9 protein-coding genes are annotated in these 14287 nt (G+C 71.9%); 4 read left to right on the forward strand and 5 right to left on the reverse strand.

Annotated features, from left to right (window positions below):
* Window positions 1-280: 280 nt before the first annotated feature.
* The 3 genes from topA to G448_RS0113795 form a co-directional block, all read right to left on the reverse strand.
* Entirely contained in the window at window positions 281-3268 is a 2988-nt protein-coding gene (gene topA, locus G448_RS0113785) for a type I DNA topoisomerase (protein WP_026408454.1), read from the reverse strand.
* Between the two features lie 250 nt (window positions 3269-3518).
* Window positions 3519-4838: a diguanylate cyclase gene (locus tag G448_RS0113790; protein ID WP_026408455.1), complete on the reverse strand. Its 1320-nt coding sequence runs from the start codon at window positions 4836-4838 to the stop codon at window positions 3519-3521.
* A 54-nt stretch (window positions 4839-4892) separates the two neighbouring features.
* Window positions 4893-6248, reverse strand: a complete 1356-nt coding sequence (locus G448_RS0113795) for a PAS domain-containing protein (protein WP_026408456.1) — start codon at window positions 6246-6248, stop codon at window positions 4893-4895.
* 229 nt (window positions 6249-6477) lie between these two features.
* On the opposite strand from G448_RS0113795, the gene G448_RS0113800 reads away from it, so the two are divergent.
* Together G448_RS0113800 and G448_RS0113805 are read left to right on the forward strand one after the other, a co-directional pair.
* Window positions 6478-7221, forward strand: coding sequence for a response regulator transcription factor (locus G448_RS0113800; RefSeq protein WP_026408457.1), 744 nt, complete (start codon window positions 6478-6480; stop codon window positions 7219-7221).
* A gap of 19 nt (window positions 7222-7240) precedes the next feature.
* Window positions 7241-9145, forward strand: a complete 1905-nt coding sequence (locus G448_RS0113805) for a sensor histidine kinase (protein WP_026408458.1) — start codon at window positions 7241-7243, stop codon at window positions 9143-9145.
* 119 nt (window positions 9146-9264) lie between these two features.
* On the opposite strand, the gene G448_RS0113810 is transcribed toward G448_RS0113805, so the two are convergent.
* Window positions 9265-10269 (reverse strand): phosphatase PAP2 family protein, encoded by a 1005-nt coding sequence (locus tag G448_RS0113810; protein WP_026408459.1) that lies wholly within the window; start codon window positions 10267-10269, stop codon window positions 9265-9267.
* 241 nt (window positions 10270-10510) lie between these two features.
* Entirely contained in the window at window positions 10511-12241 is a 1731-nt protein-coding gene (locus G448_RS16815; protein WP_051269102.1) for a DUF7059 domain-containing protein, read from the reverse strand.
* A 402-nt stretch (window positions 12242-12643) separates the two neighbouring features.
* On the opposite strand from G448_RS16815, the gene G448_RS0113820 reads away from it, so the two are divergent.
* Both G448_RS0113820 and ahpD read left to right on the forward strand, forming a co-directional pair.
* On the forward strand, window positions 12644-13225 hold the full coding sequence (locus G448_RS0113820; RefSeq protein WP_026408460.1) for a peroxiredoxin: 582 nt from the start codon (window positions 12644-12646) through the stop codon (window positions 13223-13225).
* An 84-nt stretch (window positions 13226-13309) separates the two neighbouring features.
* On the forward strand, window positions 13310-13840 hold the full coding sequence (gene ahpD / locus G448_RS0113825; RefSeq protein ID WP_026408461.1) for an alkylhydroperoxidase, AhpD family: 531 nt from the start codon (window positions 13310-13312) through the stop codon (window positions 13838-13840).
* Window positions 13841-14287 lie beyond the last annotated feature (447 nt).

Consider the following 14287-nt stretch of genomic DNA (forward strand, 5'->3'; position numbering starts at 1 on the left):
CCTCAAACTGTCGCAGCTCTGTCGCAGGGCTGCGACGGCGGCCCCGTGATACGGCCGGGCCGGGAGTCGGGCATTTTCGCGTGAGTCCGACGGCGCCGTCGTCGGACTCACGCAGGAATGCCGGTTTCGTGCAGAAATGCGCGACTCGCGGCTCCGGCCGCCGGGCGCGCCGTCGTCGGAGCGATCTCGGTGCGGAACCCGACCGATCTCGAGCCGGAACCCGACCGATCTCGAGCCGGAACCCGACCGATCTCGGCGCGGAACCGAACCGATCTCGGCGTTAGGAGGACGAGGACTTGTCGGCCCGGGAGGCCGTCGATTTCCTGCGGGAGGTCGTCGATGCCCGGGCGGACTTCGACGACTTCTGAGCGGTCTTCGTCGTCTTCCTGCGGGTCGTGCGCTTCTTGACGGGGCCCTTGGCGCGCTTCTCCGCGAGCAGCTCGTAGGCGCGCTCCGGGGTGACGGTGGCCGGGTCGTCACCCCGCCGCAGGGTCACGTTGATCTCCCCATCGGTGAAGTACGGCCCGAAACGGCCGTCCTTGATGACGACGGGCCGGCCGGACTCCGGGTCCGTGCCGAGCTCGCGCAACGGGCCGCGGGCGGCGGCCTGGCCTCGACGCCGCTTGGGCTGCGCGAAGAGCTCCAGGGCCTGCTCGAGGGTCACCGTGAAGATCTGCTCCTCGGTCTCCAGGGAGCGCGAGTCCGTCCCCTTCTTCAGGTACGGGCCGTAGCGGCCGTTCTGGGCGGTGATGTCGACGCCCTCGGGGTCCTGGCCGACCACGCGCGGCAGGCTCAGCAGGTCGAGGGCCTGCTCCAGGGTCACGGTGGACAGGTCCATCGAGCGCAGCAGGCTGGCCGTGCGGGGCTTGGGCCCCGCCGTCTTCGCAGACCTGGCGGACTTGGTCGTCCTCCTGGCCCTCGTCGTCCTCCCGGACGGCTCCCCGGGCTTGTCGGTCTTGTCGGCCCTGGCGGTCCCGGAGTCCTCCTCGGGCTCGGGGAGCACCTCGGTGACGTAGGGCCCGTAACGGCCGTCCTTGGCGATGATCGTGTGCCCGGTCGCCGGGTCGACGCCGAGCTCGCGGCCGTCGTCGGCGGCCCGCTCGAACAGCTCTCGCGCCTTGGCCACCGTGAGCTCGTCGGGGGCGACGTCGGCGGGCACGTTGGCCCGTTTGCCCTCGGAGTCCTCCAGATAGGGGCCGTAGCGGCCCACCCGCAGGGTGATGCCCTCGCCGATCTCGATGGAGTTGACGGCGCGGGCGTCGATCTCGCCCAGATTCTCCACCAGGGACCTGAGGCCCTGCTCGGCCTCGGTCCTCTCCGTCCGCGTCGCGCCGTCGCCGCCCCCGGCGGGCTCCTGCGCGCCCTGTCCGAAGTAGAAGCGGGTGAGCCAGGCGACCCGGTCCTCCCGCCCGGCGGCGATGCGGTCGAGGTCCGCCTCCATGGAGGCGGTGAAGTCGTAATCGACCAGCTCGGCGAAGCTCTCCTCCAGCAGGCGGGTGACGGCGAAGGCGAGCCACGTGGGCACGAGGGCCTGACCGCGGTGATCGACGTAGCCGCGGTCGGAGATCGTGGACATGATCGCCGCGTAGGTGGAGGGGCGGCCGATCTCGCGCTCCTCCAGGGCCTTGACCAGGGAGGCCTCGGTGTAGCGCGGCGGCGGCGTGGTCTCGTGGCCCGAGGCCCGCGAGGACAGGGCGGTGAGCTCGTCGCCGGCGCTCATCGCCGGCAGGCGCGCGTCCCTGTCGCCCTTGGCGCCGGCCCTGCCGCCGGACTCCGACTCGTAGCGCTCGGCGTCGCGCCCCTCCTCGTAGGCGGCCAGGAATCCGCGGAAGGTGATGACGGTGCCAGAGGCGGTGAACCCCGCCGTGGAGAAGGCCGGGCCCGCATCCCGCGAGTCCCCGCCCGCGGTGCGCAGAGGCACCTCGACCCTCACGGTGGCGGTCGAGCCGACGGCGTCGGCCATCTGGGAGGCGACCGTGCGCCTCCAGATGAGCTCGTAGAGGCGGAACTGGGAGCCGGTGAGCCGGTCCGCCACCTGGGCCGGGGTGCGGAAGTGGTCCCCGGCGGGGCGGATGGCCTCGTGGGCCTCCTGGGCGCCCTTGGCCCTCGAGGCGTAGACGCGGGGGCGCTCGGGGACGTACTCGGCCCCGTAGAGCTCGGCCACCTGGGCGCGCGCCGCCGCCACGGCCTGACCGGACAGCACCGTGGAGTCGGTTCGCATGTAGGTGATGAAGCCGTTCTCGTACAGGCTCTGCGCCACCCGCATGGTCTCGCGCGGGTTCATGCGCAGCTTGCGGGAGGCCTCCTGCTGGAGGGTGGAGGTGGTGAAGGGGGCCGCGGGGCGGCGCCTGTAGGGCTTCTCCTCGACCTCCGCCACGCGCGGGCGGCCGCGCTCGACGGCGTCGGCCACGGCCCTGGCCCCGACCTCGTGCAGGTGGACGGCGCCGGCCTCGACGGCGGCCGGGCGTAGCGCGCCGGCGTCGGTGAAGTCCCGCCCCGTGGCGACGCGACGTCCGTCCAGGGTCGCCAGGCGGGCGGTGAAGGCACCCTCCCGGCGGGCGTCGTCGGCGGTCGGCGGAGCGGCGACCGGCCCCGCGGTCCCGGGGAGTCCTGCGGAGTCAGCGGACTCTGCGGACTCGGTGAACTCGGCCTCGACCCCCCAGTAGCCGGCCGCGACGAAGGCCATGCGCTCGCGCTCGCGCTCGACGACCAGCCGGGTGGCCACCGACTGGACGCGGCCGGCGGACAGGCCCGCACGTACCTTGCGCCACAGCACGGGGCTGACCTCGTAGCCGACCAGGCGGTCCAGGATGCGCCTGGTCTCCTGGGCGTCCACCAGATGGACGTCCAGGTCGCGGGTGCTGTCCAGGGCGCGAGTGACGGCCTCCCGGGTGATCTCCGTGAAGGTCATGCGGCGCACGGGCACCTTCGGCTTGAGGACCTGGAGGAGGTGCCAGGCGATGGCCTCGCCCTCGCGGTCGTCATCGGTGGCGAGATAGAGCTCGTCCGCGCCCTTGAGGGCCCTGCGGAGCTGGGTGACCGTCTTCTTCTTATCGGGGTTGACGATGTAGTAGGGCTTGAATCCGTCCTCGACGTCGACCGCGAACCTGCCGTAGGGGCCCTTCTTCTCGGCGGCCGGCAGCTCGGAGGGCTGGGCCAGGTCGCGGATGTGGCCGATGGAGGCCTCGACGTCGAAGTCCTCGCCCAGGTAGGCGGCGATGGACCTGACCTTGTTGGGGGACTCGACGATGACGAGCTTGGTGGACACGGCTGCCTTCCTCGCGTTTCTTCCGACGGCACGGCGCCACCGCGGGCCCGCTCGGAGATGCAGGAGGCCGCCGGGCGGCCTCCTGCGGGTGACTGTAACGCATGGTCCGGCGCAGCCGGACACGGATTCGCCTCGCGGTCTCACCCGAGCCGGGCGAATCCCGGCGTCGTCGGCGCCGGACCCGTCCACGACGGCGCCCGGCGGGCTCGCCGACCGGTTGCGCCCGCTCGCCCGTCGGTCGACTCGCCCGTCAATCGACCTGGGCCAGGGCCGACCGGAGCAGTCCGAGGCGATGACGGATGACGGCCTCGTCGAAGGGCAGGTGCAGGCCGCGGCACTCGGCGGCGAGCGCCGCCATGCCGCGCACCTCGGGGGCGCCCCGGTCGGCGAGGGAGGCGGCCTGGGCGACGGCGCCGGAGGCCCCCCGGCCGCCGTGGCGGTCCACCCAGCGGCTCAGACGGCGAACCATGCGATCCAGGCTCGGCGTGATGCGGCCCAGCTCGGCGTCGAGCGCCGCCGCGCCCTCCTCCACCTCGATGCACAGCGGTCCGAGTCGGGAGAAGCCGTCATCGAGGGCCCCGCACAGATCGTGGATCGACCCCGCGGGATCCTCCTCGCTGCCGTCCAGGACGGACCGGGCGAAGCGCCCGACCATGAGCGTGAGCAGACGCATGAGCGCCACCGAGAAGCGCAGCTCGAGCACCGACTGGCGCAGGACGTCCATGCGGTCGGGCAGGGCGCGCAGCGCCGGCGTCGTGGCACCGGACAGCTCGATGACCTGGGAGGCCAGGGCGTCCGCCCTGTCCATCGTGTTGAGGGCGCGCCCGCCGACGACCCGCCCGAAGGCCTCGGTGCGGTTGGCCACGTCCAGGAGGACGTCCTCGGTGCCGGCCATGGAGGTCAGCAGCCGCAGGTACTCCTCGAGCTCGAAGACGAGCAGGTTGGTGTCCCTCTCGATCTGGCCGACGACCGTCAGGATCTGGGTCACGGGCCCGGCCACCGGCGGCGGGGCCGGGACGCGCACGCCCGCGGACACCAGGGCGGAGATCTCACGGGGCAGCTGCTCCAGAGTCATCGCCTGCAGCGACTCGATCCCGATGGCTCCCAGCTCGCGGGCCAGTTCGCCGGCGCCGTACTCGCCGATCTGACGGCGCGAGGCGCCGCGCGCGGCCGCCTCGCGCTCGCGGGCGCGCACGACGCGGTAGATCTGCTCGGCGGCCTGCTGCGTGGCGGTGTCCAACGGCTTGGTGCGCACCGACAGATAGCCGCCCTGAATCGGCACGATGGTAGCGAAGACGCGGTAGTCCAAGCCGTCCGCCGCGCGGTTGAGCACGTAGGCGCACACGGGCAGGCCGGCCTGGAGGTCATTCCACATGAGCTTGAAGACGCCGGCCGGCATATCCAGGTGCCGGATGATGTTGTGCGGGGCCCTGATCAGCCTGTCGCGCGTGTAGCGCGACAGGGTGTCGAATGTGCGGTTGGTCCTCAGGATGACGCCCTTGGCGTCAGTCGTCGAGAAAAAGATGTCGTCCGGCCCGAAAAACCGCTCATATCCGACCTGAGACTCCACGTCTGCTCTCTCCTGAATGCTCGTCGCGCGCCCCCGCGAGCGGGGTGCGGCGTCTCATGTCAACTCAGCGATCGCACTGGACACTGAGTTGCTAGCGTCAACCATAGCACTCGCATTATAGGAGAGATCCAGACCCCGGCAACGCGCGGCCAGCGCGGCCAGCGAGGACATCTCCGGGAATCCCGTGGCGGAGAGGCTCTCCGCCTCGCCCAGCAGCGCGAGGACGTCCCCCTCCGCGCCCTCGCGCAGAGAGGCGTGCTCGCTCTGCAGCGCACGCAGCCAACGATCGAAGGGGCGCCTCGTGCGATCGAGATCGGAGACGACGAGACGCATCGCACTGTCGAGCGCGTCACGCCGAGAGCCGAGATCGTCGCAGGCGGCGCCAACGGCCTCCAGATCGGCGCCCAGGGCGCGATGCAGGTCGGCCATCGCGGCCGGAACATCCTCCTCCGTGCCGTTGACCACCGCGGCGGCGTACGAGCCGAGCACCAGGGTGTGCAGGCGCATGAGGGAGGCCCGGAAGCTCAGCGCCTGGACGGCCCGATACAGCGAGACGACCGTCACCGTCAGGCCGGTCAGCTGCTCGACGGCGTGACCCGTGCGCTCGGCGACGCGCAGGCCCACGTCGGGCACCGACGACTCCGGATCCTGACTGTCGAGCATGCCGACGAGCTCGCCGGTGCGGCGCGCCCGGTCGATGATCGCGGGGGCCTCCCGCATCCAGGCGCCCAGACCGTCCAGCAGCGAGCGGCAGCCGCTCATCTGCCCCACGAGCGTGTCGCTGTCGCGCTCGATGTCATGGGCGCCGTCGAGGATCGTGGCCGCCGGCCCCTCCATCCCCTCCTCACGAGCCGGAACACGCACGCGCCTGCCGATCAGGAGCACGGCCTCCGTGGGCAGCGACGCCGTGCTGAAGGCCGTCAACGAGGAGAACCCGAGGGCGTCGAGCTCGGCGAGCAGCGCCTCGGCGCCCTTCTCGGCCACCTCGCGGCGCGAGGCGCCCTGGTCGGCCGCCTCGCGCTCACGCGCCCGCACGCGGCCGTAGATCTCGCGGACCGTGGCGAACGCGCTCTCGTCGAGCGGCTTGGTGCGCACCGAGACGTACCCGTCCTCAATGGCCGTCACCGTCGCGAAGACCCAGTAGTCGCGCCCGTCCCCGGCCCGGTTGAGCACATAGGTGCACACGGGCCGCCCGGCCTGGAGATCGTCCCACATGAGCTTGAAGACGCCGGCCGGCATGTCGTCATGCCGGATGATGTTGTGCGGCGCGCCGACCATCTCCTCGCGCGGGTGGCGCGCGAGCGTCATGAAGGTCTGATTCGCATTGCGGATGACGCCTTTAAGATCGGTCGTCGAGAAGAAGACGTCCTCGGCGCCGAAGAGGCGCTCATTGCCCTGGATGGTTTCCACGCAGTGTCCCGGTACGGTAGAAGTGAAATCTATGCATCGGTAAGCCTGCCTCACGCTGCGGCACCGGCGCACATCGTCAATGGTTACAAAGGCGTAACACAGCCTCGGAATGGCCTATAAGCGGCACATATCACACTCGTTTCCCATACCATCGTCCCATCATCGGCCCATCGACAACGGGATACCCGTCACACAGTCCCGGCACAGGAAACTTCTGTTGGATAGGCGCATGACCACCTCCGCTGAGACCCTCACTCGCCCTGACGGCTCACCCGTGCGCGTCCTCGTCGTCGACGACGAGCAGATGCTGGCCGACCTGCTGGCCTCGGCGCTGCGCTACGAGGGGTGGGAGGTGACCACCGCGGGCACCGGCGTCGCCGCCGTGCGCGCCGCCCGGGAGATCGAGCCCGACGTCATCGTCCTGGACATCATGCTGCCCGATTTCGACGGCCTGGAGGTCATGCGCCGCATCCACGGCCGCCAGGCGAACGTGCCCATCCTCTTCCTGACGGCGAAGGACGCGGTGGAGGACCGCGTCGCGGGACTGACCGCGGGCGGCGACGACTACGTCACCAAGCCCTTCTCCCTGGAGGAGGTCGTCGCCCGGCTGCGCGCCCTCCTGCGACGATCCGGGGCGAGCGCCGAGCAGCAGGACGACCTGCTGGAGGTCGGGGACCTGCGCATGAACGAGGACTCCCACGAGGTCTGGCGAGGAGAGGACGAGATCCGCCTGACGGCCACCGAGTTCGAGCTGCTGCGCTATCTCATGCGCAACCCGAAACGGGTCCTGTCCAAGCCCCAGATCCTGGATCGGGTGTGGAACTACGACTTCGGCGGGCAGGCGAATATCGTCGAGCTCTACATCTCCTATCTGCGCCGCAAGATCGACAAGGGCCGTGAGCCGATGATCCACACCATGCGCGGCGTCGGCTACGTGCTCAAGCCCGCCGGTCCGAGCGGACCGCAGGGCTGAGGTCCGCCCGGTTCGGCCCGTGAACGCCCCTCCGCCGTTCTCCGCGCTCCATCCGCGCAGCCTGCGCACACGACTCGTCGTCGGCGTCCTCGGCCTGGTGCTCGTCATGGCCGCCGCGATGGGAGCGCTCTCCACCCTCACGCTGCGCCACACGCTCATGAACCGTCTCGACGACCAGCTGACGGCGGCCTCCCACCGCGCCGACGTGCGTCGTCACGGGACGAAGCACGACGAGTCCGCCCTCAACGACGACGCCCGCAGGAGCGCGGAGGACGCGGAGGACGCGGCGAACGGGGAGAAGAGGGAGGAGCCCGCCGACCCGTCGTCCGCCGGCCCGACCGCGGCGCCGTCGTCGGCTTCCTCCGGGCAGCCGCCCGGCGCCTGCGAGACCCGGGGCCCGGACGGGGCGAAGCCGGTTCCCGCGGGTCTGGACGCCGCCGGGCAGCCCACCGGCACGCTGACCCTGATCGCCTCCGGTGCGCGCGACGACCAGAACGACGGGGGCGCCGATCTCGCCTCCTCGACCGTGACGGCCGGGTACATCGACGACGACGGCCGCTACCAGGAACTGACCCGTGCCGAGTGCGAGGCGCTGCTGTCGCTGGAGGCCAACGGACGGCCGGTGACCGTCGACATCGGGTCCCTGGGCTCCTACCGGGTGCTGGCGGCCAAGGACGCCGAGACCGGCGACATCGTCATCACGGGCCTGTCGATGAAGGTCGACAACGCCCTCGTGCGCACCCAGCTGCTCATCGAGGGCGCCATCGCCGTCGCCGGCACCCTCGTCGTGGCACTGGCGGGGCGCGTCATGGTGCGCTCCTCCCTGGCGCCCCTGGCACGGGTCGCGTGCACGGCCGAGCGCGTCGCCTCCCAGCCCCTGGCGCACGGCGAGGTCAGCATCGACGAGCGGGTGCCCGAGGCGGATCTGGGATCCTCCCTGGAGGTCGGCCAGGTCGGTTCTGCGCTCAACACCCTGCTCGGCCATGTCGACGAGGCCCTGACGGCGCGCCAGCGCAGCGAGACCCAGGTGCGGCAGTTCGTGGCCGACGCCTCCCACGAGCTGCGCACACCCCTGGCATCGATCCGCGGCTACGCCGAGCTCATCGCCCGGGAGGGGGCCGACGCCGCCCTTCCCGAGGAGGCCGTGCACGCCCTGGACCGCGTGCACTCCGAGTCGCTGCGAATGACACGGCTCGTGGAGGACCTGCTGCTCCTGGCGCGTCTCGACGCCGGGCGCGAGCTCCGGCACGACGAGGTCGACCTGGTCGGCATCCTGCTGGACGCGGTCTCCGATGCGCACGCCGCGGGCCCCGACCACACGTGGGATCTCGATCTCGCCGTTCTCGACGCGCCCGCGGACCTGAGCGAGGACGAGCTCGAGGACTTCGAGCCCGAGCCCCCACTGGTGCTGGGCGACGAGGCGCGCCTGCGCCAGGTGATGGTCAACCTGCTGGCCAATGCGCGTGTTCACACTCCCGCGGGCTCGCACGTGACCGTGACCCTGACGCGTCGGTCGGCCGCAGGGGCCGATGGCGGCTCCCGGGACGGTGCGGGGACCGAGGCGTCCGCCGGGCCCCCGGCAGGGGCAAGAACTTCCACCGGCTTCTCGGCGAGGGCCGGCGTCCCCGGCGGCCCCCCGGCGAGGGCCGTGCGCGGGGGCGAGGAGCTCGTCATCACGATCGCCGACGACGGCCCGGGCATCGACCCGGAGGTGCGCAGCAGGATGTTCGAGCGTTTCGCCCGCGGGGACGCCTCGCGGGAGCGGAGCACCGGGTCGACGGGCCTGGGCATGAGCATCGCCCTGGCGATCATCCAGTCCCATGGCGGCACCCTCACCGTGGACTCCCAGCAGGCTCCCGAGGGGTCGCCCGAGGACGCGCCGCACGGCACCGCCTTCACGGTGACGCTGCCCGCCGCCGAGTAGCGGGCCGACAGGAGTCAAGGGCCCGGAACTGCCCATACGCCACCATGCGGGCCGGCGACTCTCCCTCCGGAGGCGCGCAGCGCCGACCCGGGCGGCGACGCGTGCGCGCAGTCGGGGCGTCAGTCGAGTCGCTTGTGCCGCGCGGTTCCCCAGTCGGTCAGACTCACCAGAGCCGCCATCGCCAGGCAGGCGACTCCCACGACCGCGGCCGACCCGGTGGCGTAGGAGGCGAAGAGCACGCGGCGGGAGGCCAGCTCATCGGCTCTCGCCCAGACCCACACCCCCAGCACCACCGCCACCAGCGTGCTGCCCGCGCCGAGCACTGCGAGGAGCGTGTTCCCGGCCTTCTGAGTCCGCAGGCGCGGAAGAGTCGGCGTCGTCGCGCGGACCGGACCATTCTCCGGTCCCCGCGCCGCGCCTCCGTCCGATCCCCCGCCCGAGTCCCCCGCGGCCCCCTCGGCACGCGCATGCGGAGCGGCTCCGTAGAAGGCGGAGTCCCAGGCTCCCCCGGCCACGGCAACGGCGCCCCAGGCCACGGGAACGAGAACGGCGGCCAGCACGTCGGAGGGGCGGTGCCACTGGCACACGAGGGTGGAGTATCCCATCGCGATGGCGAACAGCGCCCCCGCCCAGGCCGACAGCGCCCGCCATCTCCTGCCGGACAGCAGGATGAGGGCGACGGCGGCCGAGGTCGCCATGGTCGTATGGCCCGAGGGCAGGGTGTTGGCGTTGTCCCAGCGCGCGGAGATGTCGTAGTCAGGCCGCCACAGGATCCAGTACTTGAGGGCCTGAGCGGACAGGTTCGACCCCACCACCGCGATGACGGCCCACACCGCCCGACGGTGACTCCTCCTGAGCAGGCCGATGAGAAGGATGACGGCGACCAGGCCCGCCGCTGCCTGCATGGAGACCACCGAGAGCAGGGTGCGGGCGTGGCCGGTGACGTAGTGCGCCCCGATCTCCGAGCCCTTCAAGGCGGCCGCCTCCAGCACCTGCCCCCTGTGAGAGAGCACGAAGACTCCCCACAGGCAGAGGACCGCTCCCAGGCAGAACGCCGCGAGCAGCGCTCCGCGCAGGCGCATGCGCTCGGCGGGGGTACGAGCGCGTAGACGGAAAGGTGCCACCGGCAGATCGTAGGAGCCGATCCTGGGAGTGTCGGTGGGACGCCTCGCCCTATCGAGTACGACGTGCGCCACACAGGACCGTCGACCACGACCTCCGAGCAGTCCGGAGCTCCCCGCCGGGGCCCGCGATCACCGGCGTGTCGGCGCGCCCGTGCGGCATGGCGACCGCCGACCGGACCGGCGGGAGAGCCGTCGGAGCGGTCGAGGCGACCGAGGACGAAGCCGTGAGACGTCGGGCGCGTTACGGGAGCAGCAGGATGCCGTCTCCCGCCAGCGCCCGTGCGGCCGCCACGAGGTCGGCCCGCAGCGCCTCGGCGTCGGCGCCCGGCAGTCCCATCAGCGCCGACACCGCACTCGCGATCTGGGCCACGCTCAGCTCGCCATCGGCGACGTCCACCAGTGCCGCGAGCGCGGTGTCGGCGCGCACCGCGCGGCCGAATCCCCCGCCCTGGCGGATGAGAATGAGGGTCGGGTCGCTCGCGCCGGGTCGCAGATGACGTTCCTGAGTGACGTCGGGGGCGACGACGGGGTGGAGCGCGGCGACCTCGTCGTCGCTCATGGCGGCCAATCGACTGCGCACGGCGACGACCTGCGCCACGTGCTCTCCCAGCGGCCCGGACGGTGCGGCGCCCACCTCCTCCAGGATCCGCCACGGCTCGCGCCGACCGTCGTCGGATGCGGGACGGTGCAGGATCAGATAGCCGAGGCCGATCCCCTCGATGTCGCGGGCGGCGAAGTCGTCGATCCAGGAGCCCAGCCGGGCGTTGAAGGCGGTCTCGTCGCGCTCGGGGGAGACGCCGCCGTCGCGCAGCCACATGGCGGCGTACTCCACCGGGTCCTGTCCCTCGCGCTGGATCACCCAGGCGTCGAGGTCGTCCGGCAACCAGGCGCGCACCTGCTCGCGCCAGTCCCGCCCGCGGTGATGCTCCCAGTTGCCGAGCATGACGGCGGTGCCGCCGGGGCTCAGGTGCTCGCCGACGGCGGGGACGAGGACGGGCAGCAGCGGAGCACCGGCGTCGCGGTACTCCATGAGGGGCAGACCGGCCTCGCGCACGGAGGACGGTGTGAGGACGAAGGGCGGGTTGGAGGCGATCAGATCGAATGCGCGACCGGCCAGGGGCTCGAGGAACGAGCCGCGGATCAGCTCGAGGCGATCGGGGTCGGTGCCGGCCAGGGCCGCGTTGAAGGCGGTGAAGGCCAGAGCGCGCTCGGAGATGTCGGTGGCGGTCACGCGGTCGGCGTGTCGCAGGAGGTGAAGGGCTTGAATGCCGCAGCCGCAGCCGAGGTCCAGGGCCGTGGCGACGGGGTCGCGCGGGGTGAGGGAGGCCAGTGTCAGGCCCGCCCCACCGATGCCGAGAACGTGGTCGGGGGCGAGCTCGCGACCGGTGGTGAGCTCGCCCAGGTCGGAGGCGACCCACCAGCGCACGTCGCCGTCGCGGTCGTGGGCCTCGTGAGGGCGCAGATCGACGGCGGCGCGCACGACGGCCGGGGCCGGAGACCCGGTGGTCGCAGACCCGGCATCGGCGGAGGAGGCGCGCGCCGGGGCGGACGGCGGCTCCGGGGCGGAGCCCGGCGCCGGGGCGGTGTCGGCGGCGTCGGCGTCGGGGGACTCGTCCCGCCCGACGGGGACGACGAGGCCCATGGCGAGTGCTCCCGCGGTGCGGGTGCGCCGCAGCACCGCGTCGAGCTCCTCCGCGGGGACGGGCTCGCCGAGCATGAACAGCGCGGTCAGAACGGCTGCGGGACTCGGATTCGCGCCGGCAGCGCGGTCCTCGGCGAGCACGGCGCGCAGGGCCCGCACCGCCGGGAAGAGCAGATCGCGGCGCAGGGCGTCGTCGGCGACCGGGCCCAGGAGGTGCCGGGTGGACTCCACGCCCCAGCCCGAGGCCTCGAGGTCGGCGCGCAGGGAGGCGATCCGCTCGGGCGAGGCGGTGGGAGCGGGCGGCGACGCGGGAGCGGCTGATGCGGTCACGCCCGCGACGGTACCCGGACCGACTCGGTCCGTCTCAGTCCGCCGGGCGCGCGGCGAGCCCGCGGTACTGGACGAGCTCGACCCCCGACGTCGTCGATATGGCTGATCAGCATGAGCCCGTCCGTGCGGTGATCCTCCGCGAAGGCGCGCAGCGCCTCTGCCCCCCACCGGGCCAGCGAGAGGCATTCATAAACTTCCCCGGCCTTCTTGTCGAAGATAGGTTGTTGAAACTTATCGCCTCTGACTCTAATGTGATGCGCGACGTCCGACCGCCAACGAGTCGCCGCGCCAGTGGGCCTCGCACGACGGCGCAGGCGGGGCCGCCCGGCGCCGACCGACGCGGCCCCGGACCGACCGACATGACAGACCGCGACCGACCAGCAACATCAGGAGAGAGTCCTCATGCCCGTTCTCACCATCGGCGACCGCTTCCCCGCCTACGAGCTCACCGCCGTCGTCCCCGGCGATCTCAAGGACATCGAAGCCGATCGCCCCGAGGACTACTTCACCACCGTCTCCTCCGCCGTCCCCGAGGGCACCTGGCGGGTCGTCTTCTTCTGGCCCAAGGACTTCACCTTCGTGTGCCCCACCGAGATCGCCGCCTTCGGCGATCTCCACGAGGACTTCAAGGACCGCGACTGCGAGGTCGTGGGCGTCAGCGTGGACAACGAGTACACCCACTACGCCTGGCGTCGCAGTCACGACAAGCTCCAGAACCTCCCCTTCCCCATGGCCAGCGACCTGAGCCGCGAGCTCGTCGAGGCCCTGGGCATCAAGCGCCCCACCGGCGAGGCCGACCGCGCCACCTTCATCGTGGACCCGAACAACGTCATCCAGTCGGTCTCCGTGACCGCCGACTCCGTTGGCCGCAACACCGAGGAGGTTCTGCGCCAACTCGACGCCCTCCAGTCCGACGAGCTGTGCGCCTGCAACTGGAGGGCGGGGGCGGCCGCCATCGACGCCCTGTCCGAGATGAAGGACTGAGTCCGGTGGTCGCTCGACCGCCGAGCCGGCCGTTCATCTCAATCCGCTCCACCACCGGCAATCTCACGAAAGACGAGGATCACCATGACCATCGCCACCCTGCGCTCCGCCCTGCCCGACTGGGCCAAGGACCTGTCGCTCAACCTGTCCACCCTCACCCGCGCCACCACGCTGACCGAGCAGCAGCGGTGGGGCACGTTCCTGGCCGCGGCCGCCGCCACCCGTCACGAGTCAGTCCTCGTGCAGGTCTCCGAGGAGGCCCGGAAGCACCTGAGCGATGAGGCCCGATCCGCCGCGCTCGGCGCCGCCTCGATCATGGCGATGAACAATGTCGCCTACCGCACGCGCCACTTCCTCGGCGGCGACTACGACAACGAGCGCGTGGGCCTGCGCATGAACATCATCGGCACCTCCGGCGGCGTGGAGAAGGTCGACTTCGAGCTGTGGATCCTGGCGGTGTCCACCATCAACGGCTGCGAGAAGTGCGTGACCGCCCACGAGGCCACGGCGCGCGCCGAAGGGCTGAGCACCGAGCAGATCTGGGAGGTCGTACGCATCGCCGCCACCCTTCAGGGCGTCGCCCAGGCGGTGGCGGTCGTCGAGACGCTTGACTGACACCGGCGGACCCGCAACGACGAGAGGGTTCACGACGCAGACCAGCGGCGGACCGGCGACGTGCGAGCCTCGGCGGCCCCGCGCACCCGGAGATCCGAGGGGGCGGATCCCGCGCGGTCGTACGTGAATGCGCCCGGTCGTACCAGACGCCGCGCGGTCGTACCTTAGAGGAGCTCTAAGGTACGGCCGCGCGGTTTGATGTACGACCGCGCGGGCTCATGTACGACCGCGCACAGTGGATGAGCGGCGCGTCGTCCGCGCTTCCCGAACCCGCACGCCCCGGGCCGCCCCGATGACGGCCGGGATGGGCCGGGGGACCGAAGGCCCAAGCCGGCTCCGAGACACTCCAGTTCCCGAGACGCTCCGACCGACGCGGCCCGAAGGGATCGGGACCGCGCCGGGGCTACGACTGCCGCGGGGGCGCCGTGACAGGGCCGCCGCCATCAC

The organism is Actinomyces gerencseriae DSM 6844 (assembly GCF_000429265.1).
In the GTDB taxonomy this organism is placed as follows: Bacteria; Actinomycetota; Actinomycetes; order Actinomycetales; family Actinomycetaceae; genus Actinomyces; species Actinomyces gerencseriae.

What these genes read in the sequence shown, in the direction of transcription:
- G448_RS0113800 (WP_026408457.1), top strand. Translation starts at nt 6,478, where the DNA reads ATGACCACCTCCGCTGAGACCCTCACTCGCCCTGACGGCTCACCCGTG.
- G448_RS0113820 (WP_026408460.1), top strand. Translation starts at nt 12,644, where the DNA reads ATGCCCGTTCTCACCATCGGCGACCGCTTCCCCGCCTACGAGCTCACC.
- ahpD (WP_026408461.1), top strand. Translation starts at nt 13,310, where the DNA reads ATGACCATCGCCACCCTGCGCTCCGCCCTGCCCGACTGGGCCAAGGAC.